Annotated in this window: 23 protein-coding genes; 9 read left to right on the plus strand and 14 right to left on the minus strand. The window is 54.6% G+C overall.

Translation table 11 applies throughout. The features are described from left to right. Positions 1-144: 144 nt before the first annotated feature. A complete protein-coding gene (locus tag ACRQ1B_RS26740; protein ID WP_432297176.1) occupies positions 145-852 on the plus strand; it encodes a DUF1013 domain-containing protein in 708 nt (235 codons plus the stop codon). 109 nt (positions 853-961) lie between these two features. On the opposite strand, the gene minE is transcribed toward ACRQ1B_RS26740, so the two are convergent. The 5 genes from minE to ACRQ1B_RS26765 all read right to left on the minus strand — a co-directional run bounded on the left by minE (position 962) and on the right by ACRQ1B_RS26765 (position 5,609). Further along, positions 962-1,222, minus strand: a complete 261-nt coding sequence (gene minE, locus ACRQ1B_RS26745; RefSeq protein WP_432297177.1) for a cell division topological specificity factor MinE — start codon at positions 1,220-1,222, stop codon at positions 962-964. Beyond that, on the minus strand, positions 1,219-2,034 hold the full coding sequence (gene minD, locus ACRQ1B_RS26750) for a septum site-determining protein MinD (protein WP_432297179.1): 816 nt from the start codon (positions 2,032-2,034) through the stop codon (positions 1,219-1,221). The genes minE and minD overlap by 4 nt, the downstream gene beginning before the upstream one ends. Before the next feature lie 31 nt (positions 2,035-2,065). Further along, positions 2,066-2,803 carry a septum site-determining protein MinC gene (minC, locus tag ACRQ1B_RS26755; protein ID WP_432297181.1) on the minus strand — a complete coding sequence of 246 codons (738 nt, stop codon included), beginning with the start codon at positions 2,801-2,803 and terminating at the stop codon, positions 2,066-2,068. A 135-nt stretch (positions 2,804-2,938) separates the two neighbouring features. Further along, positions 2,939-4,858 (minus strand): AMP-binding protein, encoded by a 1,920-nt coding sequence (locus ACRQ1B_RS26760; protein ID WP_432297182.1) that lies wholly within the window; start codon positions 4,856-4,858, stop codon positions 2,939-2,941. A 91-nt stretch (positions 4,859-4,949) separates the two neighbouring features. Continuing rightward, positions 4,950-5,609 carry a YggS family pyridoxal phosphate-dependent enzyme gene (locus ACRQ1B_RS26765; RefSeq protein WP_432297184.1) on the minus strand — a complete coding sequence of 220 codons (660 nt, stop codon included), beginning with the start codon at positions 5,607-5,609 and terminating at the stop codon, positions 4,950-4,952. Between the two features lie 164 nt (positions 5,610-5,773). Between ACRQ1B_RS26765 and leuS the strand changes: the two genes are divergently transcribed. The 3 genes from leuS to holA are packed head-to-tail and all read left to right on the plus strand — an operon-like array spanning position 5,774 to position 9,979. Beyond that, positions 5,774-8,407, plus strand: a complete 2,634-nt coding sequence (gene leuS, locus ACRQ1B_RS26770) for a leucine--tRNA ligase (RefSeq protein ID WP_432297185.1) — start codon at positions 5,774-5,776, stop codon at positions 8,405-8,407. Beyond that, entirely contained in the window at positions 8,400-8,930 is a 531-nt protein-coding gene (locus ACRQ1B_RS26775; protein ID WP_432297187.1) for a hypothetical protein, read from the plus strand. Before leuS ends, ACRQ1B_RS26775 begins: the two co-directional genes overlap by 8 nt. Positions 8,931-8,941: 11 nt before the next feature. Beyond that, the gene (gene holA / locus ACRQ1B_RS26780; RefSeq protein WP_432297189.1) at positions 8,942-9,979 is read left to right on the plus strand and encodes a DNA polymerase III subunit delta; all 1,038 of its coding nucleotides are present in this window, start codon (positions 8,942-8,944) and stop codon (positions 9,977-9,979) included. 31 nt (positions 9,980-10,010) lie between these two features. Here the strand turns inward: holA and ACRQ1B_RS26785 are convergent, their stop codons facing one another. From ACRQ1B_RS26785 to hemE, 8 genes are all read right to left on the minus strand, one after another. Next, positions 10,011-10,892, minus strand: coding sequence for a ParB/RepB/Spo0J family partition protein (locus ACRQ1B_RS26785; protein WP_432297191.1), 882 nt, complete (start codon positions 10,890-10,892; stop codon positions 10,011-10,013). Between the two features lie 22 nt (positions 10,893-10,914). Beyond that, a complete protein-coding gene (locus ACRQ1B_RS26790) occupies positions 10,915-11,706 on the minus strand; it encodes a ParA family protein (protein WP_432297192.1) in 792 nt (263 codons plus the stop codon). Between the two features lie 16 nt (positions 11,707-11,722). Next, positions 11,723-12,343, minus strand: coding sequence for a 16S rRNA (guanine(527)-N(7))-methyltransferase RsmG (gene rsmG / locus ACRQ1B_RS26795; protein WP_432297194.1), 621 nt, complete (start codon positions 12,341-12,343; stop codon positions 11,723-11,725). Further along, a complete protein-coding gene (gene mnmG, locus ACRQ1B_RS26800) occupies positions 12,344-14,215 on the minus strand; it encodes a tRNA uridine-5-carboxymethylaminomethyl(34) synthesis enzyme MnmG (protein WP_432297196.1) in 1,872 nt (623 codons plus the stop codon). Positions 14,216-14,262: 47 nt separating this feature from the next. Continuing rightward, entirely contained in the window at positions 14,263-15,567 is a 1,305-nt protein-coding gene (gene mnmE / locus ACRQ1B_RS26805) for a tRNA uridine-5-carboxymethylaminomethyl(34) synthesis GTPase MnmE (protein WP_432297198.1), read from the minus strand. A gap of 38 nt (positions 15,568-15,605) precedes the next feature. Beyond that, on the minus strand, positions 15,606-16,871 hold the full coding sequence (gene rho, locus ACRQ1B_RS26810) for a transcription termination factor Rho (protein WP_112730558.1): 1,266 nt from the start codon (positions 16,869-16,871) through the stop codon (positions 15,606-15,608). Between the two features lie 177 nt (positions 16,872-17,048). Continuing rightward, positions 17,049-17,591 (minus strand): protoporphyrinogen oxidase HemJ, encoded by a 543-nt coding sequence (gene hemJ / locus ACRQ1B_RS26815; protein ID WP_432297199.1) that lies wholly within the window; start codon positions 17,589-17,591, stop codon positions 17,049-17,051. Next, positions 17,588-18,622: a uroporphyrinogen decarboxylase gene (gene hemE, locus ACRQ1B_RS26820; RefSeq protein ID WP_432297200.1), complete on the minus strand. Its 1,035-nt coding sequence runs from the start codon at positions 18,620-18,622 to the stop codon at positions 17,588-17,590. Before hemE ends, hemJ begins: the two co-directional genes overlap by 4 nt. A gap of 401 nt (positions 18,623-19,023) precedes the next feature. Here hemE and ACRQ1B_RS26825 point away from each other — a divergent pair, with 401 nt between their 5' ends. From ACRQ1B_RS26825 to dnaQ, 5 genes are read left to right on the plus strand one after another with little or no spacing between them, the layout of a single operon-like run. Next, positions 19,024-19,845: a pyruvate, water dikinase regulatory protein gene (locus tag ACRQ1B_RS26825; RefSeq protein ID WP_432297275.1), complete on the plus strand. Its 822-nt coding sequence runs from the start codon at positions 19,024-19,026 to the stop codon at positions 19,843-19,845. Positions 19,846-19,879: 34 nt separating this feature from the next. Further along, positions 19,880-20,473 (plus strand): Maf-like protein, encoded by a 594-nt coding sequence (locus tag ACRQ1B_RS26830; protein ID WP_432297202.1) that lies wholly within the window; start codon positions 19,880-19,882, stop codon positions 20,471-20,473. After that, positions 20,466-21,317 (plus strand): shikimate dehydrogenase, encoded by an 852-nt coding sequence (locus ACRQ1B_RS26835; RefSeq protein ID WP_432297203.1) that lies wholly within the window; start codon positions 20,466-20,468, stop codon positions 21,315-21,317. The genes ACRQ1B_RS26830 and ACRQ1B_RS26835 overlap by 8 nt, the downstream gene beginning before the upstream one ends. Next, positions 21,317-21,925 (plus strand): dephospho-CoA kinase, encoded by a 609-nt coding sequence (gene coaE, locus ACRQ1B_RS26840; protein WP_432297205.1) that lies wholly within the window; start codon positions 21,317-21,319, stop codon positions 21,923-21,925. Before ACRQ1B_RS26835 ends, coaE begins: the two co-directional genes overlap by 1 nt. Next, entirely contained in the window at positions 21,918-22,622 is a 705-nt protein-coding gene (gene dnaQ / locus ACRQ1B_RS26845; RefSeq protein ID WP_432297207.1) for a DNA polymerase III subunit epsilon, read from the plus strand. Before coaE ends, dnaQ begins: the two co-directional genes overlap by 8 nt. Positions 22,623-22,669: 47 nt before the next feature. Here the strand turns inward: dnaQ and secB are convergent, their stop codons facing one another. Further along, positions 22,670-23,149 carry a protein-export chaperone SecB gene (gene secB / locus ACRQ1B_RS26850; RefSeq protein WP_432297208.1) on the minus strand — a complete coding sequence of 160 codons (480 nt, stop codon included), beginning with the start codon at positions 23,147-23,149 and terminating at the stop codon, positions 22,670-22,672. Positions 23,150-23,224: the final 75 nt, after the last annotated feature.

Here is a 23,224-nt window from a genome sequence, read left to right on the forward strand (position 1 = left end):
GAAGAGAGAATGTGATCTTCGGGATTGCGTTTCAAAGAATTGCAATTCTGTCCCAAATCGATTATACGGCCTCTAATTCCCGGAAATGGTGGTTGATACCCACGGCCCGCGACACCGGCGCGGACGGACAGAGGAACTATATCCATGGCTCAACAATTGCTCATGCCGAAGGCGACCGCAGTATGGCTGGTCGACAACACAGCGCTTTCCTTTGATCAGATTGCCACCTTCTGCAAACTTCACCCGCTCGAGGTGAAGGCGATTGCCGATGGTGAAGCCGCTCAGGGTATCAAGGGCCTCGACCCGATCTCCACCGGCCAGCTTTCGCGCGACGAAATCGCCCGCGGCGAGGGCGACATCAATTACAAGCTGAAGCTTTCCGAACCAAAGGTTCGCGTTCCCGAATCCAAGCGTCGTGGCCCGCGTTACACGCCGGTCTCCAAGCGCCAGGATCGCCCGAACGCCATTCTCTGGCTGGTGCGCAACCATCCAGAACTCAAGGACACGCAGATCTCGCGTCTCGTCGGCACCACCAAGTCGACCATCGAACAGATCCGTGACCGCACGCACTGGAACGCCACCAACCTGACCCCGATGGATCCGGTGACGCTCGGCCTCTGCAGCCAGATCGACCTCGACCTCGAAGTCGAACGCGCCGCCAAGAACCGTCCGCTGCCGACCGCCGCCGAGCTTGGCGCTTCACTGCGCCCGGCCAACGAGACCGAAAACCTCGATTTCGGTTATCGCAGCGAGCGCGAAGAGGAGAAGGAAATCGATGCGGATGCCGTTTTCGCGAAGCTCAGCTCGCTGAAATCGACCCGCACGGAAGAGGAAGACGAAGACAACTTCTAAGTTGCTCGCTTCTTCAAGAAAAAGTCCGAAAACAAAACCCCGCCGAGCATATCGGCGGGGTTTTGTTTTATCCAGATTGGAGAAGCCGGCCGAAGCCGGCTCCCTTTCATCACGCAGCCTGAAGGGTTGCCTTCAGCGGAATTTCGACGTCGATCTCAAGGATCGACATGTTCTCGTCGCGGTCCATCTTCACGTGAACGCGATCAGCATCCAGTTCGACATGTTTGGCGATAACCGCGAGAATTTCCTCACGCAGGATCGTGACCAGATCGGAGCCGGCAGAGGCGCGCTCATGTGCCAGCAGAACCTGCAGGCGTTCGCGCGCCATCGGCGCCGACTTGTTTTTGCGGAAAAGACCAAAAATGCTCATGCGGCCTTCCTTCCGAAAATCTTGCCGAAGATACCCCGCTTATCACCGGGAATCGTGATCGGCAGCTGTTCGCCACGAAGGCGGCGTGCGGCTTCGAAATAAGCCATGGCCGGCGCGCAACGCGCATCCGCCAAAGTCACCGGTGCGCCCATGTTGGACGCGCGCAACACATCGCTGCTTTCCGGAATGATGCCGACGAGCGGGATAGACAGAATTTCCAGAACGTCATCGACCTTCAACATGTCGCCACGCTCCGCACGGACGGAATCGTAACGGGTCAGCATCAGGTGCTTTTCCATACGCTCGCCGCGCTCGGCCTTCAGCGTTTTGGAATCGAGAAGGCCGATGATGCGATCCGAGTCACGCACCGACGACACTTCCGGATTTGTAACAACGACTGCCATATCGGCATGGCGCATGGCCAGCGTCGCGCCGCGCTCGATACCGGCGGGGCTGTCGCAGATGACCCAGTCGAACACACGCTTCAGCTCGGTGATGACGCGATCCACGCCTTCGGTCGTCAGATTGTCCTTGTCGCGGGTCTGAGAGGCCGGAAGCAGGAACAGGCTTTCGAGACGCTTGTCGCGAATCAGTGCCTGCGTGAGCTTGGCTTCGCCCTGGATGACATTGACGAGATCGTAGACGACCCGGCGCTCTGCACCCATGACGAGGTCGAGATTGCGAAGGCCGACATCGAAGTCCACCACAACAACCCGTTCGCCATTCTGCGCCAGCGCTGCGCCGAGGGCGGCGGTCGACGTTGTCTTGCCGACCCCGCCCTTGCCGGATGTCACCACGATGACTTTGCCCATCTTAATCTCCTGTTTCCTGCCGTCTTCCGGCTTAGATTATTGTCGAGGCCATGATCGAATCACCATCCAGCCAAAGCTGGACAGGCTGCCCCACCAGCGATGGCGACATGTCCTCGATCATTTTGTAAATGCCATCTATAGCCACCAACTCTGCCTCAAGCTTGCGGCAGAAGATTCTGGATGCAGAATTTCCGGTTGTGCCCGCCATAGCACGGCCACGAAGCGCGCCATAAACATGAATGGAACCACCGGCGATGACCTCTGCTCCGGAAGCAACGGAGCCGACGATCGTCACATCGCCTTCCGGAAAAATGATCGACTGCCCGGAGCGAACCGGCTCATTGATGACCAGAGACTGCGTGATGGCGCGAACCTGAGGAAGTTCGACCGACGCGGAGCCAACCGTCTCAGGCTCCTCGGAGGCAGCTTCGCGTTCCTTCACTTCGACGTCGGCGGCAGGTTTTCCGCCCTTCATCGCTGGCGGCATGCCCGGTCCAAGCATCGAAGGACGAGCGCCTTCAATGCCCATGATACGAACGTTACGTTCGGCCAGCTGCTCGAAAAGCTCCTTCAGCTGGACCTTATCTATGGCAAGGCCGGTGACATCCAGCACAACAGGGCGATCAAGAAAGAAGCCTGCAGAGCGGGAAGCAAGATCGTCCAGCCTGACGAGCCAGTCATCAAGCGGCAGGTCGGGTGAAAGAACGAGCGCCAGGAAGGAGCGGCCCTTGATGCGGATCGAGCGTGCGTCAGTTAACACTTTGGTCATCTACGTAAAGAAATCGTTGCGAATTCATTAATGTGCACATGGTTAACGAATCGTTAACGAGCGCCATTTCGAGCAACAGACGGCAGACTTGAAGGCACCACTTCAGGCCTGCTAAGCCATTACGGAAAAATGCTTTTATCGGCCGGCAGAAATGTAAACGGCCTTTTGCAGGGCAAGCGACACCATCTCAAGCGTGGCGGGATCCTCGATCGTTGTCGGCATCGTCCAAACTTCACCATCCGCAATCTTGCGCATCGTGCCCCGCAGGATTTTTCCCGAGCGGGTTTTGGGCAATTTCGGCAGGATGAAAGCGGTACGAAACGCGGCCACCGGGCCGATACGTTCTCGAACCAGATCAACGACCTCCTGAATGATGGCTGATTCGCTGCGAGCTACACCATTCTTCAAGACCAGAAAGCCGTAAGGCATCTGCCCCTTGATCGCGTCAGCCACACCGACCACGGCACATTCGGCAACATCGGGATGAGACGCGCAGACTTCCTCCAACGCGCCCGTGGACAAGCGATGACCCGCACAGTTGATGATGTCGTCAGTACGCGCCATGACAAAAACATATCCGTCTTCGTCGATAAGTCCGGCATCGGCCGTCTTGTAGTATCCCGGAAACTCCTCAAGGCAGGTTTCACGAAAGCGGTCGTCAGCCTCCCAAAACGTGACCAGGCAACCCGGTGGCAATGGCAACCGGATCGCCAGATTACCCAAGGCGCCTCTCTGCAAAGGCTTGCCGTCATCATCGAGAACATCAACTGCAAAACCCGGCATGGGCAAGGTCGGCGATCCGTGTTTCACGGGAAACACTTCCAAACCCATCGGATTGGCAACGATGGCCCAGCCGGTTTCCGTCTGCCACCAGTGATCGATCACCGGAATGCGAAGCAAGGCTTCCGCCCAATGCAAAGTCTCCGGGTCAGCACGTTCACCCGCTAGGAAAAGCATTCGCAGGCTGGAGAGATCGCGGCCGGATACAAATTTCCCTTCAGGATCATCGCGCCGGATCGCCCGAAAGGCAGTCGGTGCGGTGAAAAGCACATTGACCCGATATTGCTCAACCACGCGCCAGAACGTGCCGGCATCCGGAGTGCCCACCGGCTTACCTTCAAACAGAACCGACGTGACGCCAGCCAATAGAGGCCCATAAACGATGTAGGAATGACCGACCACCCAGCCGATGTCGGATGCAGTCCAGGAAACATCACCCGGTTTCAGCCCGTAAATGTTTCGAATGGACCATTGCAGCGCGACCATGTGCCCACCATTGTCGCGCACCACGCCTTTCGGTTTGCCAGTCGTGCCGGATGTGTAGAGGATATAAAGCGGGTCCGTTGCCAGCACAGGCACACAGGCAACTTCAGACTTCTTGTCCTTTTCCGCTGCGACCAGCTCGGCAAAATCCAGTTCTCCCTGCTCGGCTCTCAGATCGATGCGCAACTGTTCACGCTGCAGGACAAGGCAATGGGACGGTTTTGCTTCGGCAAGATCGATCGCCGCATCCACGAGTGGCTTGTAGGCAACCACACGCCCGGGTTCGAGCCCGCAACTGGCGGCGATGACAACCTTTGCCCTGGCACTGTCCAGACGTGATGCGAGTTCCTGAGCCGCAAAACCGCCGAACACGACGGAATGAATGGCGCCGATACGTGCGCAGGCGAGCATGGAGAAAACCGCCTCCGGTACCATCGGCATGTAAATGACGACGCGGTCGCCTTTCTTGACGTCAAGGTTTTGCAGAACCGCGGCGACAGCCGTAACCTCGCGAAGAACATCGTCAAATGAAAAAACACGGCTGGCACCGGTCATGGCACTGTCAAAAATGATGGCCGGATCTTTTCCCCGGCCTGCTGCCACGTGCCGATCGACGCAGTTATGGCAGGTATTCGTGACACCATCGACAAACCATCGACCGTAAACGCCCTGCTCCTGATCGAAGACGTGATGTGGCTGTTCGAACCAGCCCACGTCCTTGGCAGCCTTTACCCAATGTGCCTCGGGGTCACGCTTCCATTGCTCGTAAACATCGGCATAACGGCTGGACATAAGACATCTCCTCCCACGCGAACGAAGGTCCGCGTGAACATTTTAGGGAGAAGTCATGAAATCGGAAATCAGACGAAGGACGGAGACCGGTTTATCGTGCGCCAAAGATGGCCGAACCGACGCGCACACTGCTGGCGCCGAACTGAATGGCGGTTTCGAAATCGCCGGACATGCCCATCGACAGTTTTGCGATGCCGTTTTCCTCCGCAAGCTTTCGCAGCAATGCGAAATACGGACCCGGATGATCATCGGCCGGCGGTATGCACATCAGTCCTTCGATCTCGAGCGAAAGATTCTCGCGGCAATGCCGCAGGAAAGCGGCAGTATCCTTGGGCGTGATGCCGGCCTTCTGCGGCTCGAGGCCGATGTTGACCTGAACATAGAGCCTCGGCTTTCGGCCCTGTATGTTCATCTCCTGGGCAAGAGCCGCAGCGATCTTTTCCCGATCGACCGTTTCGATCACATCGAACAGTGCGACCGCTTCGGCCGCTTTGTTGGACTGCAGCGGACCGATGAGATGCAGTTCGATACCGGGTGTTTCCTGCTTGAGGATCGGCCACTTCGCTTGGCTTTCCTGCACCCGATTTTCGCCGAAAATGCGCTGGCCGGCGGCGACCACCGGACGAATGTCCTCAACCTCAAATGTTTTTGAGACGGCGACCAACTGAACCTCGCCGGACGATCGGCGACCGAATTTCTCCGCAGCCTTGATACGGCCTTGAACCTCGGCGAGTCTCTGTTCGACAGTCATTGGTATCTCCAGCATGTATTCAGATCAGCGATTACCCGGCAGAGGGCAGAATGCCAAGCCTTTCCGGCCTTTCGACCTGATCAAAGACCCGGCAAAACTTGACGCTCGGGTGGTTTCGTGGTGAAGGTCAGCCCAAACGCATCATATTCCGGAAATCAATAAAAATGGCCAGTGAACGTTACAATCCGCGCGACGCCGAGCCTCGCTGGCAGTCGCGCTGGAATGACGCAAAAACCTTCCAGACGGACAATAGCGATTCTCGCGAAAAATATTACGTCCTCGAGATGTTCCCCTATCCGTCGGGCCGCATCCACATGGGCCACGTGCGCAATTATGCGATGGGCGATGTTGTCGCACGTTACAAGCGGGCGCGCGGTTACAACGTGCTTCACCCGATGGGCTGGGATGCCTTTGGCATGCCGGCGGAAAACGCTGCCCGCGACAACAAGGTTCACCCCAAGGAATGGACCTACCAGAATATCGCTTCGATGAAGAAGCAGCTGAAGGCGATGGGCCTTTCGCTGGACTGGTCACGCGAGTTCGCAACCTGCGACGTCGACTATTATCACCGTCAGCAGATGCTTTTCCTCGACATGATGGAAAAGGGTCTCGTTTATCGCAAGCAGTCCAAGGTCAACTGGGACCCGGTGGATAACACCGTGCTGGCCAACGAACAGGTGATCGATGGTCGCGGCTGGCGCTCCGGTGCACTGGTGGAACAGCGCGAACTGGTTCAGTGGTTCTTCAAGATCACCGAATTCAGCCAAGACCTGCTCGACGCACTCGACACGCTGGATCAGTGGCCGGAAAAGGTCCGGCTGATGCAAAAGAACTGGATCGGCCGTTCCGAGGGCCTGGCACTGCGCTGGGAACTGACGGCTGACAGCCAGGCTGAAAGCGGCGTTACAGACATCGAGGTTTATACAACCCGCCCTGACACGCTGTTCGGCGCATCGTTCCTGGCGATCGCTGCCGATCACCCGGTCGCCCGCGCGATTGCCGAAAAGAATGCAGATGCGCAGACTTTTTGCGAAGAATGCCGCCAGGCCGGCACATCGCTGGCTGCGCTGGAAACGGCAGAAAAAAAAGGCTTTGATACCGGCCTCAACGTTAAACACCCGCTCGATCCCAACTGGGAAGTGCCGGTCTACATTGCCAACTTCGTGCTGATGGATTACGGCACCGGCGCCATTTTCGGCTGCCCTTCCGGCGACCAGCGAGACCTGGATTTCGCTCGCAAATACGCCCTGCCTGTCGTGCCGGTGGTCATGCCCGCCGATGGCGATGCCGCAACCTTCACGGTCGGCGACGAAGCCTATGACGGCGACGGCGTAATGATCAATTCGCGCTTCCTCGACGGCATGACTACGGAAGCCGCATTCGACACGGTTGCGACAAAACTTTCCGAACAGGTTCTGGGCAACGCACCCCAGGCGAGCCGCAAGGTCAATTTCCGCCTGCGCGATTGGGGGATTTCCCGCCAGCGTTACTGGGGCTGCCCCATCCCGGTCATCCATTGCGAAGTTTGTGGCGTCGTGCCGGTTCCGAAGAAGAACCTGCCGGTGCAATTGCCCGACGATGTAACGTTCGACCAACCTGGCAATCCGCTCGATCGCCACGCCACATGGCGCCACGTTGCCTGCCCGCAATGCGGCCACGATGCCCGTCGTGAAACGGATACGATGGATACGTTCGTCGATTCCAGCTGGTATTACACCCGCTTCACGGCGCCTTGGGAAAACGACCCGACCGATCCGGCTGTCGCCAACCACTGGCTGCCGGTGGACCAGTATATCGGCGGCATAGAACACGCGATCCTGCACCTGCTTTATTCGCGCTTCTTTACCCGAGCCATGCAGGCGACCGGTCACGTCGGCGTAAGCGAGCCATTCAAGGGTCTCTTCACACAGGGCATGGTGGTGCACGAAACCTATCGCAGGGGATCCGGCCAGAACGGCGAATGGATAGCCCCGGCTGATCTGCGCATCGAGGAAGTCGACGGTACCCGCAAAGCCTATCTCCTCTCAACAAATGAGGAGATTGCAATCGGCTCCATCGAAAAGATGTCGAAGTCCAAGAAGAACGTCGTGGATCCAGACGATATCATCGCCTCATACGGTGCCGATACGGCGCGTTTCTTCGTTCTCTCGGATTCTCCCCCGGAACGCGACGTCATCTGGTCCGAAGCAGGCGTCGAAGGTGCCCATCGTTTCGTCCAGCGCGTCTGGCGTTTGATCTCGGAAGCGGCAGACACACTCGTTGCCATCGAAGCGAATCCGGCTAAAGAAGGTGAGGCTCTGCCAATCTCGCAGGCAGCGCACAAGACGCTGCAAGCTGTTCAGGCTGACTTCGACAAGCTGGCGTTCAACAAGGCTGTGGCACGCATTTACGAACTCGTGAACACGCTGGCGGGCCCGCTTACAAATGTCGCCGCTGGCGGCAAGGATGCCACCTATATCGCCGCCGTGCGCAACGCTGCCGAAATCCTCGTGCAGATCGTGGCACCGATGACACCACACCTTGCAGAAGAATGTTGGAAAGTTCTCGGCGGTACAGGCATGGTGGCGGAAACGGCTTGGCCGTCATTCGACACCACTCTCGTTGCCGATAACGAGATTCTCCTGCCGGTTCAGATCAACGGCAAGAAGCGTGCTGAATTGACAATCGCTCGCGACGCGGATCAAAGTGCAGTGGAGAAGGCTGTGCTTGAACTGGATGCGGTGCAGGTCACGCTCGAAGGGCGGTCCCCGAAAAAGATCATTGTTGTCCCACAGAGGATCGTGAACATTGTTGTCTAACGTCACCAAAGATTTGCTTCGTATCGGCCGCACGGCGTCTATCGCCGCTGTTCTGGTGGCGTTGGCCGGCTGCCAGGTTAAACCGCTTTATGCCGTTGATTCGAACGGCAGCGGAACAGGACAAAAACTCGCTTCAGTCGGCTTTTCTCAGGCCGCTGATCGTGTGACCCAGACCGTTCGCAATGAACTGATTTTCCTGACATCCGGTGGAGCGGGAGAAAGCAAGCAACCGGAATACAATCTTGCGCTGACCGTCACATCATTTCGTCAGAACGTTTTGGATGAGCAGGTTACGAACAATCTAATTCCAGGCCGCGTCACGTTGACGGGAACCTATACGTTCACGCGGGTGAGCGACGGCAAGATTTTGCGAACTGCACAGCGCAGATCTACGTCGCTCCTCGATATATCTGCTCAGGAATTTGCCGAAATGCGCGCTTATCGCGATGCCGAAGATCGCGCTGCTAAGCAGCTCGCGGAGTTCATCAGAGGCGATATAGCAACGACCCTCGGCCGCCAATAAGGCGGCCGACCATGGTCGAAATCAAGTCGCACGAATTCGATCGCTTTTCCAAATCAAGCATCGAAAGCTACAGGATTTTTCTGGTCTACGGACCGGATCGCGGGCTCGTATCCGAACGTGCTGCAATAATTGCGGCCAAGAGTGGCGTTGCCACCGATGATCCATTTGCGATGGTCAAGCTTGACTCAAGCGACCTCAGCGGCGATCCGGCTCGAGTGGCAGACGAGGTCGGAGCTTTTGGCCTTTTCGGCGGCAAGAAGCTCATCTGGGTGAGGGCTGGCGGAACCGAAAAACCGCTGGTTGATGCGCTGCAGGCGCTGTCCAGCGGAGCACCATCCGATAATATTCTCCTCATCGAGGCTGGCGACGTCAAAAAAGGCAGCGGTGTCCGCAAGATCGCCGAATCCGCCAGAACGGTGGCCGCCGTACCGTGTTATGCCGATGATGCGCGCGCGATGAATAGTCTCATCGATGAAGAACTAAAAACAGAAGGACTTAATATAACACCTGCTGGGCGCGAGAGGCTTCTGGAGGCGCTTGGTGGTGATCGTATTGCGTCACGTGGCGAAATTCGAAAGCTTGCGCTCTTTAGGCGAGGTCAGGGGACAATCGATGAACAACACGTCGTTGATATCATCGGCGATGCCAGTGCCGTCTCGACTGACGATGCGGTCGATGCCGTTCTGGACGGAGACGTGGAAAGCCTCAGTCTTGCCTTTGCGAAGGTTGTTGCATCCAAAACGCCTATCTTCCTCATCCTGCAGTCCTGCCTGCGCCAATTCCAGATGCTGGACGTCATGAGATCGGAAATGGATGAGAAAAATGCTCAGCCCGCGCAAATCATGCAGACACTGGGTCGCCATATCCATTTTCGACGCAAACCCATCATCGAACGGGCCTTGAGACGTTGGACACCACAGGCAATTGCGAGGGAATCGGCTCGTATTCAAACGGCAATCTTGCAGACACGCCAGCGGCAGTCTCTTGAAGACAGCATCGCTTTTCATCTTCTGATGTCGATCACGCTTCAATCCGCACGACACAGATAGCCGACTGCGCTCTATCCTAAAATAGAGCGGGTTAAGTGCGCTTTTCCAGCAGGCGGCAGATTTCTTCAAGCTGGTCCAATGTCTTGTAAGAAATGCGAACCTGGCCACCGCTACCGCGGTGATTGATGGTAACATCCAGCCCTAATGAGTCGGAAAGCGTACGCTCCAGAGCCAGAGTGTCTGAATCTTTCTGATCCATCTTTGGCATTGATGCTGGCTGCGTCTGCGCCTTGATATCATTTTGTGCGAGACGTTCGGCATCACGCACCGACATGCCTTTTGTAACAATCGTGCGCGCAAGACCTGCAGGATCCGAAGTGGAAACCAATGCCCGGGCATGACCGGCAGAAAGATCACCGGCCGCAAGCATCTCTCTAACCGGCGTCGGAAGTTTCAGCAATCTCAGGCTGTTAGCAACATGGCTACGGCTTTTCCCGATAATGTCGCCAAGATCGTTTTGCGTGTAGCCATGTTCAGCGACAAGCAACTCGTAACCCAATGCCTCCTCGAGCGGATTAAGATCAGCACGCTGGACGTTTTCAACGATAGCAATCTCAAGGGCCGTACGGTCGTCCACGTCACGAACGATAACCGGAATTTCAACCAGACCGGCCAGTTGCGCCGCCCGCCAACGTCTTTCGCCGGCAATAATCTCAAATTTTTCACCAACAGTGCGAACAACAACCGGCTGAACGATACCATGCTGTCGAATTGAACTCGAAAGGTCTTGCAGGTCATTTTCGTCGAAATAACGACGAGGATTGCGAGGATTACGACTGATATGCTCGATAGGCACGAGGCGATCAGCGCTAACTGCTTTGGGGGCCTCACCAACCGGCGTGGTCTGATCCATCTCGCCAATCAGTGCAGCAAGGCCACGACCCAGACGACGTTTCGAAATATCATCACTCATATCAAAGTCCCACAACAGCCGATCAGGCCGCTTTTCGACGGCGTTCGCGCTGAATCACTTCCGATGCCAGCTGCAGATAGGCTTGGCTGCCGGCACACTTCAAGTCATAAAGGATAGCAGGCTTTCCATATGAAGGCGCCTCCGACACGCGGACATTTCGAGGAATGAGCGTGTGATAGACTTTTTCGCCCAGATAAGTGCGCACATCATTGACCACCTGTTGGGCCAAATTGTTGCGAATATCGAACATCGTCAACACGATACCTTGGATATCCAGAGCGGGATTTACAGTCTGCTTCACCTGATTAACAGTTTCAAGAAGCTGACTAAGACCTTCAAGAGCGAAAAACTCACATTGCAGTGGCACAAGTACGGAATGCGCAGCCGCCATGGCATTGATCGTCAACAAGTTAAACGAGGGTGGGCAATCCAATAGTATATAGGAGAATGACTGTGAGCCATCCGACTGCAACGCTCTTTTGAGTCGGAATGCGCGGTCAGAGGCTTGCCCGATCTCCATTTCAAGACCCAAAAGATCCATAGTCGATGGAACGATAAACAGGTTTGGAACCGCTGTAGCTACAACCGTCTCCGAAACGGTGTGACTACCCATCATCAAATCAAATGACGACAGTTTCCGATCGCGGCGGTCGATACCGAGGCCTGTACTAGCGTTCCCCTGGGGGTCGAGATCAATAATCAAGACCTGCTCACCGATAGCGGCGAGGGCGGTTGCAAGATTGATTGCTGTCGTAGTCTTACCGACGCCACCTTTTTGGTTGGCGATCGTGATGATTCGATTGAGCTCGCTCATTCTGCTATCCGGATGATCAGTTGACCTTGCGCCGGAGGCCTTCGATTTCCAAAACGATGGAATCCGTTTCAACGGCACTGCGATGTTCTAGCAGATCAAACCGCCAACGACCATTCGCTTTCGCTATTTCCTGACGGTAATCCCGTCCTTTATGGAAAAAAGCATGACATTCAAGATTTTGAGTCATCCAAGGTTCGGAAAAATCGAACAGAAGGTCCAGATCAGCAAGCGCTCTTGCTGAAATTGCATCGACCTGACCAATAGCGGCAGGAGCATCTTCGATTCGCAAGACATGTACGCTACCCAAACCACCCGTTTCAAGCAATGCCTGCCGCAAAAACGCAGCCTTTTTTTGATTGCTTTCAACCAGATGAACCCATCCACCGCCCAGTTCTTTCAGGAAAATAGCGGTTATTATGCCCGGAAACCCGCCACCTGATCCGAGATCAGCCCAAATTTGCGCTTTTGGCGAAAGTTGAAATATTTGCGCACTGTCAGCAACATGCCGGCGCCAAAGGTCAGGCAGCGTCGACGGAGCGACAAGATTTATAGCCTTCGACCATTTCTGGAAAAGCGCAGAAAAATGCTCCAATCTTTCCCATGTTTCACGTGAAACATCTTTGACGTTTATCTGCATTCAAAAGACTCGTTGGGCGCGTTGCACATCATTTTTTCGGAGAACCGCAAGTAGTAATGCCAGAGCCGCAGGTGTCATTCCATCCACGGCGGCGGCCTGGGCCATATTCTGAGGTTTGGTGCGCGCCAACTTCAACTTAAGTTCGTTTGATAGACCGCTAAGCCCGCTAAAGTCGAAATTATCGGGTATCAGCCGTTGTTCTTCACGCCGCGTAGCGGTAATTCCAGATTCCTGCCGTTCCATATATACTGCATAACCAGCCTCAATTTCTAAAGCATCATATACGCTAGCCGGCTTACCTAAAAGATCTGGCCATACGCGATGCAAAAGATCCATGCCGACATCCTGATGGGACAGCAATTCATAAGCGCTTCGCCGCTGACCGTCCTGATTCACCTTGATACCAAACCTTGCCGCTTCCTGAGGGGTGAGGGTTGCCGCCTTCAACTGCTCACGAACGGACGTCAGATCGCTCTCAAACTGGCCAAAACGCTCCCGTCGCGAAAGCGAGGTAATTCCCAAATCATTTGCAATCGGCGTCAACCTGACATCCGCATTGTCAGCGCGAAGTGACAGGCGGTATTCTGCACGCGACGTGAACATCCGATAAGGTTCGGTAATTCCCCGCGATGTCAGATCGTCGATCATCACTCCAATATAGGCCTCAGTGCGACTGAATACTGCTGACGGGCGATCGCCGACAAGCAAGGCAGCATTCAGTCCGGCGACGAGACCCTGTGCAGCCGCTTCCTCGTATCCGGTGGTGCCGTTTATTTGGCCGGCCAGAAAAAGACCTCGCAGCTTCTTCACTTCGAGACTCTGGCTTAACTCGCGGGGATCGATATGATCATACTCAATCGCATAGCCCGGTTGTACGATTCTAACCTTTTCCAGACCGGGAATGGTGCGAATGAATGCATCCTGAACTTCCGCAGGCAGAGAGGTGGAAATTCCATTCGGGTAGACGGTCGGATCATCTAGGCCCTCTGGCTCCAGGAAAATCTGATGACCATCCCGTTCACCAAAACGCGTAATTTTATCTTCTATCGATGGGCAATAGCGGGGTCCAACCCCTTTAATCTCACCCGAATACATTGCAGAAAGACGAATGTTGTCTGAGATGATGGCATGCGTGGCATTTGTCGTGCGTGTGACACCACACGCGATCTGGGGATTCTTTATCTCATCCGTCATAAAGGAGAACCGCGTAGGAACCTCGTCGGCCTCCTGTTTTTCGAGACTGTCCCAGTCGATGGTTCGGCCATCCAGTCTGGCAGGCGTACCTGTTTTCAGACGCCCAAGACGCAAGCTCAGCTTTAGCAGAGTATCCGACAAGCCCAGAGACGGTGCCTCTCCCATGCGCCCTGCCTGCGTCTTTGCGTTACCGATATGGATCACCCCCCTTAGAAAGGTGCCCGTTGTCAGAACCACTGCTCCAGTGTCAAAAATTCGGCCGTCTTTCAGTATGACACCCGAGACTTTGTCGTTGCTGGTGACAAGATCAAACACATCACCCTCGACAACATCGAGATTGCGATGGTTGAGTATCTCGGCTTGCATGGCAATCCGATAAAGCTTGCGATCTGCCTGCGTCCGTGGACCACGAACCGCCGGGCCCTTTTTTCGGTTCAAAAGACGAAACTGAATACCGGCAGCATCGGCCACCCGGCCCATCAGTCCATCAAGTGCATCAACTTCCCGAACAAGATGTCCTTTACCCAGGCCGCCAATTGCCGGATTGCAGGACATGGCGCCAATAGTCGCAATGTGATGGGTAATGAGAACTGTTCGCACGCCCGTACGGGCAGCAGCGCTTGCAGCCTCGCAGCCGGCATGGCCGCCACCGATAACGATGACATCATAACTCGCCACATTCCGCTCCATTCATTTCGAAACCGAATCAGATTGTTTCACGTGAATCATTTGCCAATGCAAAATTCCGAGAAAATAACATCCAGCAGATGCTCGACATCCACCTTGCCGGTAATCCGGCCCAATTCCTCGGCTGCCAAGCGCAGGCATTCCGCCCGCATATCCAGTTGCGAACCCTCTAATGCTTCTTCGAGAAAATTGGAAGCGCTTTCTAGTAACTGCGCATGCCTGATCCGGCCAGGCTTCAATGATGAGATTGCCTCCCATCGTTTGGCAACATTGGCCAAAATAGCCGCTCTAAGCTCATCAAGACCATCTCCGGTCCTTGTCGATATCTCGATGTCCGAGCCGACTGCCCGGGGGCTGAGATCGGATTTCGTACCGACACGCCAAACAGGAATTGCGTCCGGCAGACCAAAGGCGTCGTTCGGTTCTTCCTTGTCATTGAGCAACAAAATAAGATCCGCCCGTTCAAGAACGAGATGAGCGCGGCGTATACCTTCTTTCTCAACAATGTCTTCAGTTTCGCGAATACCTGCCGTATCGAAAAATCGGATAAGAAATCCGCCTAGATCCAGGTCTACATGCAAGACGTCTCGCGTTGTGCCTGCTATTTCTGTGACGATTGCCACGTCTCTATTGGCCAGGGCGTTTAACAGACTGGACTTCCCAACATTTGGGGCACCAGCGATGGCTACCTGATACCCATCTCGGATAATTTCCCCAGAATGTGTAGCAACAAGTTGAGCATCAATTTCCCGCTTTAACCGATAGACATTGGCCCATACCGTCTCAGAAACTGAGCCCGGCACATCATCTTCATCAGCGAAATCAAGTTCGGCTTCAATAAGAGCTCTCGCCCTTGTCAACTCACGTGCCCAGCCCTCATAAACGGCCGAAAGACCGCCATCACTTTGCTCAAGCGCCAAACGGCGCTGCATCTCGGTTTCCGCACGCAGAAGGTCGGACAGACCCTCAGCCTCAACGAGATCAAGCTTGCCATTCTCTAAGGCGCGTTTAGAGAATTCCCCCGCCTCGGCCAATCTCATGTCTGCGACAGTCAATTCCGCGTAAAGCGCAGATACAATTGCCTGGCTTCCATGGAGATGGAGCTCAACAGAATCTTCTCCGGTAAACGAATTGGGAGCAGGAAAGGTGATCACCAGACCACGGTCAATGACGCTTCCGTCCAGCTTCCTTACCGTTCGCAGATAGGCATGACGAGGAAGGGGAAGCGGCCCTGCCAACTTTTCGGCGATCGATATGGCTTTCGATCCACTAATCCGAAAAACAGCAAGCCCTGCCGGCAGAGAACCGCTCGACAGGGCAAAGATCGTATCATCGGCCGGCATTATTCAAACCTCAACGCGTGGCAGAATCCGGCTAAGGATCAGGTATTCATCGATTCAAAGAAGTCGCCATTGTTTTTCGTCTGCTTGAGCTTGTCGATGAGGAACTCGATCGCATCGGTTGTGCCCATAGGTGCAAGAATACGGCGAAGAACAAAGATCTTCTGAAGATCCTGCCGTGGTACCAGAAGGTCTTCCTTACGCGTGCCCGACTTGAGAATATCCATAGCGGGGAAGATGCGCTTATCGGCAACCTTGCGATCAAGAACAATTTCCGAGTTACCGGTTCCCTTGAACTCTTCGAAAATGACTTCGTCCATACGGCTGCCGGTATCGATCAGGGCCGTAGCAATGATGGTGAGCGAACCGCCTTCCTCAATGTTACGGGCTGCACCAAAGAAACGTTTTGGGCGCTGGAGCGCATTGGCGTCAACACCACCCGTCAAAACCTTGCCGGAAGACGGTACGACTGTGTTGTAGGCTCGACCAAGGCGGGTGATCGAGTCGAGAAGAATGACGACATCACGGCCGTGCTCGACCAGACGTTTTGCCTTCTCGATAACCATTTCGGCAACCTGAACGTGGCGAACCGCAGGCTCGTCAAAGGTCGACGAAACGACCTCGCCCTTAACGGAACGCTGCATATCCGTCACTTCTTCCGGACGTTCATCAATCAGAAGAACGATGAGATAACACTCTGGATGATTGGCGGTGATGGAATGGGCGATGTTCTGCAACAGGACGGTCTTACCCGTGCGTGGCGGTGCAACAATCAGGCCGCGCTGGCCCTTGCCCAGTGGCGCGACGAGATCGATAACGCGCGCAGAATTATCCTTCGACGTCGGGATATCGAGCTCCATCTTGAACCGTTCATTCGGATAGAGCGGTGTCAGATTGTCGAAATGAACCTTGTGACGGATCTTTTCCGGATCGTCGAAATTGATTGTGTTGACCTTCAGAAGAGCAAAATAACGCTCGCCTTCCTTGGGGCCGCGGATTGGACCTTCGACAGTATCACCGGTCTTAAGCGAAAAACGGCGGATCTGCGAGGGGGAGATATAGATATCGTCCGGACCCGGCAGGTAGTTGGCATTGGCGGAACGCAGGAAGCCAAAACCATCCTGCAGAACTTCCACGACACCTTCACCAATGATCTCTACGTCCTGGCTGGCAAGAACCTTCAATATAGCGAACATCAACTCCTGCTTACGCATGGTGCTGGCGTTCTCGACCTCCATTGATTCGGCGAAGGCCAGCAAATCGGTCGGGGATTTGCTTTTAAGTTCTTGAAGCTTCATTTCAGCCATGAAGGAAGGACCATTTCAATTTTGAGGGGAAGCCGTGTCGGTGGAATTCGAATCCCGCGGACAAAACCGCAGACAGTGAACCTGCACACATGCACGATAGAAGAGATGGCCGGGAAAATAGCGATTCCGCCCCCTTACCGCAAGGGGGGGATAACGGCAAATATTTACACAGAGACGTCAGAACGGCTTTACGACGACGAAAATCACGATAGCGACCATCAATACAGTTGGTATTTCGTTGACCAGACGCCAGTACCGCGCGGATTTGCGAGCACCATCGACGGCGAACTGCCGCATGCTGCGTCCAAACATCACATGCACCAGGGTTAAAAGCACGACCATGGCGATCTTTGCGTGGAGCCAACCGCCCTGGAATTCGTAGACCGTCCAGGCCAGATACAATCCCAGTATCCATGATAGCATCATCGCAGGATTCATGATCACGCGGTAAAGACGCTGCTCCATCATCTTAAAGGTTTCAGACTGAGGAGAACCGACAGGGGCGTCCGTATGGTAGATGAACAGTCGGGGTAGATAGAGAAGGCCAGCCATCCAGGAGATGACGGCGATCACGTGCAGGGCCTTTATCCAGAGAAAAAGATCATCTGGTCGCCAAAACAGAACCGCCACAAGCAGGGCCACGAAAATAGCTATAGCAGCGGCGGCGCGACGCTTGGCGCGCTGCCCGGGTTTCTCATCCGTCTGCCTCTCCTCATTCATCGTCCAAAACTCCGGACGCGCTCGACAAGCGCTGTCACATGATCCGGATTGGCTTCCGGGGTAATGCCGTGACCCAGATTGAAGATCAGCGGTCCATTTCCGAGCACTTGAAGAATGCGATCGATCCCATCGTTGAGCGACGAACCTCCCGCCACAACCCGCATGGGATCGAGGTTGCCTTGCACTGGACCATCTTTTTGCAGTTCGGCGGCAAAGCTCAATGGGATTGACCAGTCGAGGCCAATCGCGTCGGCACCGGTCTTCTGCCGGTAGGTTTTCAAGTTGAAACCAGCCCCCTTGGCGAAGGCAATAATCTTTGCGGCCGGACGACGTGCACGAACGCCTGCGATGATCCGGGCGACGGGCGCAATGGCAAAGGCAGCAAATTCTCCTTCTCCCAGCACTCCTGCCCAGGAATCGAAAATCTGCAACGCATCAGCACCAGCATCCAGCTGACCAACCAGATAATCGATCGAAATATCGGCAAGCTGGTCGAGAAGCGATGCAAACTCGTTCGGATACTTGTAGGCGAACAAGCGGGCGGGTGCCTGATCGGGCGTGCCCTTTCCGGCAATCATATAGGTCGCAACAGTCCACGGCGCTCCACAGAAGCCCAAGAGCGTTGTCTGTGCGGGGAGATCACGGCGTAGCCGCCTGACGGTCTCAAAAACCGGCGCAAGATGCGCCATGACGTCTGAAGCATCGAGCTTGCCGATACCGTCAGCATCGATCGGATCCATTTGCGGTCCGACACCTTCCAGGAAACGCACATTCCTTCTCAGAGCGTCGGGAATGACGAGAATGTCGGAAAACAGAATTGACGCATCAAAACCATAACGCCGGATTGGCTGCAGGGTGACTTCTGCCGCCAGTTCCGGATTGTAACAGAGATCCAGAAAGCTTCCGGCCTGCGCGCGGGTCGCCCTGTACTCCGGCAGATAACGTCCTGCCTGTCTCATCAGCCAGATCGGGGGAGGTGAGACGGTCTTCCCGTCGAGCACTTGCAGGATCGTTCGGCGCACTTCGGTCACGCAGGTCTCCTAAAATTAAATATCCTATATAAAGGATTCTTCTATTTCTTAGAGTCTGTGAGTAGCAAGGACTAAAGCCTTTGCCGGACTTTTCCACCAGTACCGGATTCAATAGGGCGTTCGCGCACAATATCGAATTGGGTTGGGATGGAACTTGGAGAATCAGAAATATGCATTTATAATCAGTTATTTGAAGTTAAAGATAATCAGTCGCTGTCTGTGGATAAGTTGTGAATTGCCGATTGATAGCGACCAATTGTCCACTGCTTCGATATCTACGGCGAAAACCTTTCCGATCGATCTCGATATGTGGATAAATCGGCAGTTATCCGAGCGGCCGGCGGCGGCTCATATCATGCCGCCAATCTCTCCCGGACTATCAACAGGGGAACATGTTTAGCGTGGAGAACAGGAAAAACTTCTTCCATCTGCACCTCATTTCTGACTCAACCGGCGACACTCTCGTTTCAGCAGGGCGTGCGGCAGCAGTTCAGTTCACCAACGCGGTGCCGGTTGAACATGTCTATCCTCTGATCAGAAATCGAAAGCAGCTTTTACCTGTTCTCGAAGAAATCGACGAAACGCCAGGCATTGTCATTTACACGATCATGGACGCCGACTTGGCAGCGCTGATCGAGACTCGATGCAGAGAGATGAGTGTTCCGACAATCAATCTTCTGGAGCCGGTCATGGCCGTGTTTCAGAATTTTCTGGGTGCGCCCTCTCCCCGCCGGGTGGGAGCCCAACACGTTCTCAATGCCGAATATTTTGCACGTATCGAAGCTCTGAACTTCGCCATGGATCATGACGATGGGCAACTACCGGAGGATTATGACGATGCGGACGTGGTCATAATCGGCATCAGCCGAACATCTAAAACACCAACGAGCATCTATCTCGCAAATCGTGGCATCAAGGCTGCCAATATTCCAATCGTGCCCGGCGTAGATTTGCCGCCCGCCTTGCTCAACGCCACCCGTCCGGTAATTGTTGGACTGGTTGCAACAACCGATCGAATTTCCCAAGTTCGGGAGAACCGCGAACTTGGAACATCGGTTTCTTATGATCGTGGACATTATGTAGATCGGGCTGCGATTAACGAAGAGCTCAAATATGCGCGCGCACTTTGCACGCGTCATAATTGGCCGATTATCGATGTGACCCGCCGCTCCATAGAGGAGACAGCGGCCGCTATCGTTGCGCTACGGCCGAGGCTGCGTTAAGGCGATTCCAAAGGCTTTAAATCCAGGATGACCCGTGACCGATCCCCTTGTTCTCGCATCTTCCAGTCCCTTCCGGCGTATGCTGATGAGCAATGCCGGCCTGACCTTTGAGCATCAGGCGGCGAATATCGATGAGCGGAAAATTGAAGAGGGTCTCGTCAATGCTGACCCCAAACGCGTGGCAATGGTGCTTGCCGAGGCAAAGGCAATGAATGTGGCGTCATCACACCCACGCAGCTTTGTTATCGGCTCGGATCAGACAATGTCGCTGGGCTCGCGAATTTATCACAAGGCAGCCGATCTCGCGGAAGCGAAAACGAATCTTCTTTCTCTGTCGGGTAAAACTCATCGGCTGAACAGCGCCGTCGTTATCGTTCGAGATGGCGAAATTATCTGGGAATATGTTGGCCATGCCGACCTGACCATGCGTGACCTGTCGCCAGCGTTCGTTGATTATTATGTGAGCCGCGTTGGACCGACCGTATTGAAGAGCGTCGGCTGCTACCAGCTGGAAGGCGAAGGTATTCAGCTATTTTCCAAGATCGATGGTGACTATTTTACGATCGTCGGACTGCCGATGCTGGCTCTACTAGAAAAATTGCGCGAGCTGGGGGCAATCCATGGCTGATTCACGTGAAACCAAACTCCGTGCCTTCGTCACGGGTTTTCCCATTAGCCATTCGCGTTCTCCTATTATTCACAACCACTGGCTCGGCCAGTTTGGTATTGAAGGGCATTACGAAGCTCTCGAGGTAAAGCCCGAAGATTTTTACCAGTTCATCGCCGAGCTAAGAAGGGGTGAGAGACACCGCGGTGGTAATGTCACCATTCCTCATAAGGAGGCAGCCTTCCGTCTTGCTGATAGGCCCGACCCGCTTGCAGAGGAATTGGGAGCTGCCAATACGCTCTGGCTGGAAGACGGGTTGATACATGCGACCAATACTGATGGTCATGGTTTTACGGCCAATCTCGATCATCATAGGGCGGGTTGGGATCACGTGGGCAGCGCAGTTGTTATGGGAGCCGGCGGTGCCAGCCGCTCGGTTATCCAGTCACTGCGCAATCGTGGCATCAAGGAAATCCATGTCGTCAACCGCACTGTCGATCGCGCCCGTCAGCTTGCCGATCATTTTGGCTCAAGCATTTATGCGCATTCGATGGACGCACTGTCCGAGGTGATGAAAGGCGCCGGGCTATTTGTGAATACCACATCACTCGGCATGGACGGCTCAGAAACTATGACTTTGGATTTCAGTCCGCTTTCACCGGATGCCTTGATCACTGATATTGTGTACGTGCCGCTGAAGACCAGCTTTTTGTCTCAGGCGGAGGCGCAAGGTTTTTCAACGGTGGATGGACTGGGCATGCTTCTGCATCAAGCCGTTCCCGGTTTTGAAAAATGGTTCGGGCGCAGGCCCATTGTCGATGAGACGCTTCGCCAACTTGTTATCGATGATATGGATCGCCATTGATGATCATTATTGGTCTCACCGGTTCGATTGGAATGGGCAAAACAACAACCGCAAAGTTCTTTGCGGAAGAAGGAGTTCCAGTCAACGATTCGGACGCGGTTGTGCATGACCTTTATCGATCAGATGCTGTCGAGCCCGTTGGTGAGGCATTTCCATATGCGATAAGAGATGGGGTCGTTGACAGACAGGCATTGGCCAGACAGCTGGCTGCGAATGCTGATGGCTTCAAAAGACTTGAAGCCATCGTTCACCCGCTGGTTCGACAGCGGGAGAGCCAGTTTTTGGATAGGGAAAGCCAAAAGGGCGCCGAGATGGTGCTCCTTGATATTCCGCTCCTCTTCGAAACTGAACGACACAATGCGGTCGATGCCATTGTCGTAGTCACTTGCGATCCACAGATACAGCGTGAGCGGGTGCTTGCGCGGCCTGACATGACGGAAGAAAAGTTTGAGCTCATTCTGGCACGTCAGATGCCTGATCAGGAAAAACGTCAAAAAGCCGATTTTTTGATCGATACCGGTCACGGGTTGGATACCGCCCGAGCCAGAGTTCGGCAGATCATCAAAAGCCTTCGGGCGGGAAAATTGAGCGAGAAAACCGATGCGTGAGATCATATTCGATACCGAAACCACGGGGCTTGAATCCAAGGTTGACCGCGTTATCGAAATTGGCGGTATCGAGCTTGTCGATCATTTTCCGACCGGTAGAACCTTTCATAAATACATTTCGCCCGGTGACCGAAAGGTGCATCCAGATGCGTTGGCGGTCCATGGACTGACAGATGACTTTCTGAAAGACAAGCCAACTTTCGCGGAGATTCTTGACGAGCTTCAGGAGTTTTTCCACGACGCCAAATGGATCGCGCACAACGCAAACTTCGACATCGGTTTCATTAATGCCGAGTTTGAAAGACTTGGCGTGCCGCCGGTGCAAAGCGAGCAGGTTATCGACACGCTGTCGATGGCACGACGCAAACATCCAATGGGTCCGAATTCGCTCGATGCACTTTGCCGTCGTTACGGCATAGACAATTCGCACCGAACAAAACACGGAGCCTTGCTCGACTCCGAGCTTTTGGCCGAAGTTTATATTGAGATGATCGGCGGCCGGCAGACTGCGCTTGGCCTGGTAGAAGAAAAGAAAGTGATCAAGGTGATCGAGGAAGCAGACGACGACATCGTTGTTGATATTCCTCCGCGGGCGCGGCCATTGCCGATACGTTTGTCCGCTAACGATATGGATGCCCATCAGAAACTGATCGCAACGATGGGCGAAAAGGCAATCTGGAAACAGTACCAGCAATAATAAAGCCCGGTCTGAGCCGGGCTTTATGGATGGTCTGACTTATCAGATTAGCTGTCTAGTGCCTGAACCTTGGAGCGGGTCTGCTCTTCGGCGATACGCTGCGTGAACATCTGCGCAAAATCGATTGGATCGATCATCAGAGGGGGGAAGCCGCCATTGCGGGTTACGTCGGCAATGATCTGGCGGGCAAACGGAAAGAGCAGACGCGGGCACTCGATGAAAAGAACCGGCAGCATGTGTTCCTGAGGGAAGCCGGTGATGCGGAAGACGCCGCCATAAACCAGTTCGGCTGCGAACACGACTTTGTCGCCTTCCATCGCCTGGGCGTTCAGGGTCAGTACCACGTCGAAATCGGAATCCGACAGCGGGTTGGCATTGACGTTCACATTGATGTTGATCGCCGGCGCCGTCTCACGAGCCTGCAGCGAACGTGGCGCGCCTGGATTTTCAAAGGACAGATCCTTCGTATATTGCGCAAGGATGCTGAGCGACGGATTGGAAGCCTGGGTCTCTGTTTCGTTTGCCATTGGAATTCCTCGCGACTTTGAACTGTGAGGCCGTCTAACATTTCGGTTTAATGCTTACAACCCTGCGGCATAAGG

The organism is Endobacterium panacihumi (assembly GCF_050847465.1).
In the GTDB taxonomy this organism is placed as follows: domain Bacteria; phylum Pseudomonadota; class Alphaproteobacteria; order Rhizobiales; family Rhizobiaceae; genus Neorhizobium; species Neorhizobium panacihumi.

Bases quoted from the DNA above. Each gene is read 5' to 3' on its own strand.
- holA (WP_432297189.1), top strand. From the start codon at position 8,942: ATGGTCGAAATCAAGTCGCACGAATTCGATCGCTTTTCCAAATCAAGC.
- minC (WP_432297181.1), bottom strand. From the start codon at position 2,803: ATGACCAAAGTGTTAACTGACGCACGCTCGATCCGCATCAAGGGCCGC.
- ACRQ1B_RS26790 (WP_432297192.1), bottom strand. From the start codon at position 11,706: ATGAGCGAGCTCAATCGAATCATCACGATCGCCAACCAAAAAGGTGGC.
- ACRQ1B_RS26785 (WP_432297191.1), bottom strand. From the start codon at position 10,892: ATGAGTGATGATATTTCGAAACGTCGTCTGGGTCGTGGCCTTGCTGCA.
- rsmG (WP_432297194.1), bottom strand. From the start codon at position 12,343: ATGCAGATAAACGTCAAAGATGTTTCACGTGAAACATGGGAAAGATTG.
- ACRQ1B_RS26740 (WP_432297176.1), top strand. From the start codon at position 145: ATGGCTCAACAATTGCTCATGCCGAAGGCGACCGCAGTATGGCTGGTC.
- minD (WP_432297179.1), bottom strand. From the start codon at position 2,034: ATGGGCAAAGTCATCGTGGTGACATCCGGCAAGGGCGGGGTCGGCAAG.
- dnaQ (WP_432297207.1), top strand. From the start codon at position 21,918: ATGCGTGAGATCATATTCGATACCGAAACCACGGGGCTTGAATCCAAG.
- minE (WP_432297177.1), bottom strand. From the start codon at position 1,222: ATGAGCATTTTTGGTCTTTTCCGCAAAAACAAGTCGGCGCCGATGGCG.
- rho (WP_112730558.1), bottom strand. From the start codon at position 16,871: ATGGCTGAAATGAAGCTTCAAGAACTTAAAAGCAAATCCCCGACCGAT.
- coaE (WP_432297205.1), top strand. From the start codon at position 21,317: ATGATCATTATTGGTCTCACCGGTTCGATTGGAATGGGCAAAACAACA.
- ACRQ1B_RS26765 (WP_432297184.1), bottom strand. From the start codon at position 5,609: ATGACTGTCGAACAGAGACTCGCCGAGGTTCAAGGCCGTATCAAGGCT.
- leuS (WP_432297185.1), top strand. From the start codon at position 5,774: ATGGCCAGTGAACGTTACAATCCGCGCGACGCCGAGCCTCGCTGGCAG.
- ACRQ1B_RS26760 (WP_432297182.1), bottom strand. From the start codon at position 4,858: ATGTCCAGCCGTTATGCCGATGTTTACGAGCAATGGAAGCGTGACCCC.
- secB (WP_432297208.1), bottom strand. From the start codon at position 23,149: ATGGCAAACGAAACAGAGACCCAGGCTTCCAATCCGTCGCTCAGCATC.
- hemJ (WP_432297199.1), bottom strand. From the start codon at position 17,591: ATGAATGAGGAGAGGCAGACGGATGAGAAACCCGGGCAGCGCGCCAAG.
- ACRQ1B_RS26835 (WP_432297203.1), top strand. From the start codon at position 20,466: ATGGCTGATTCACGTGAAACCAAACTCCGTGCCTTCGTCACGGGTTTT.
- mnmE (WP_432297198.1), bottom strand. From the start codon at position 15,567: ATGCCGGCCGATGATACGATCTTTGCCCTGTCGAGCGGTTCTCTGCCG.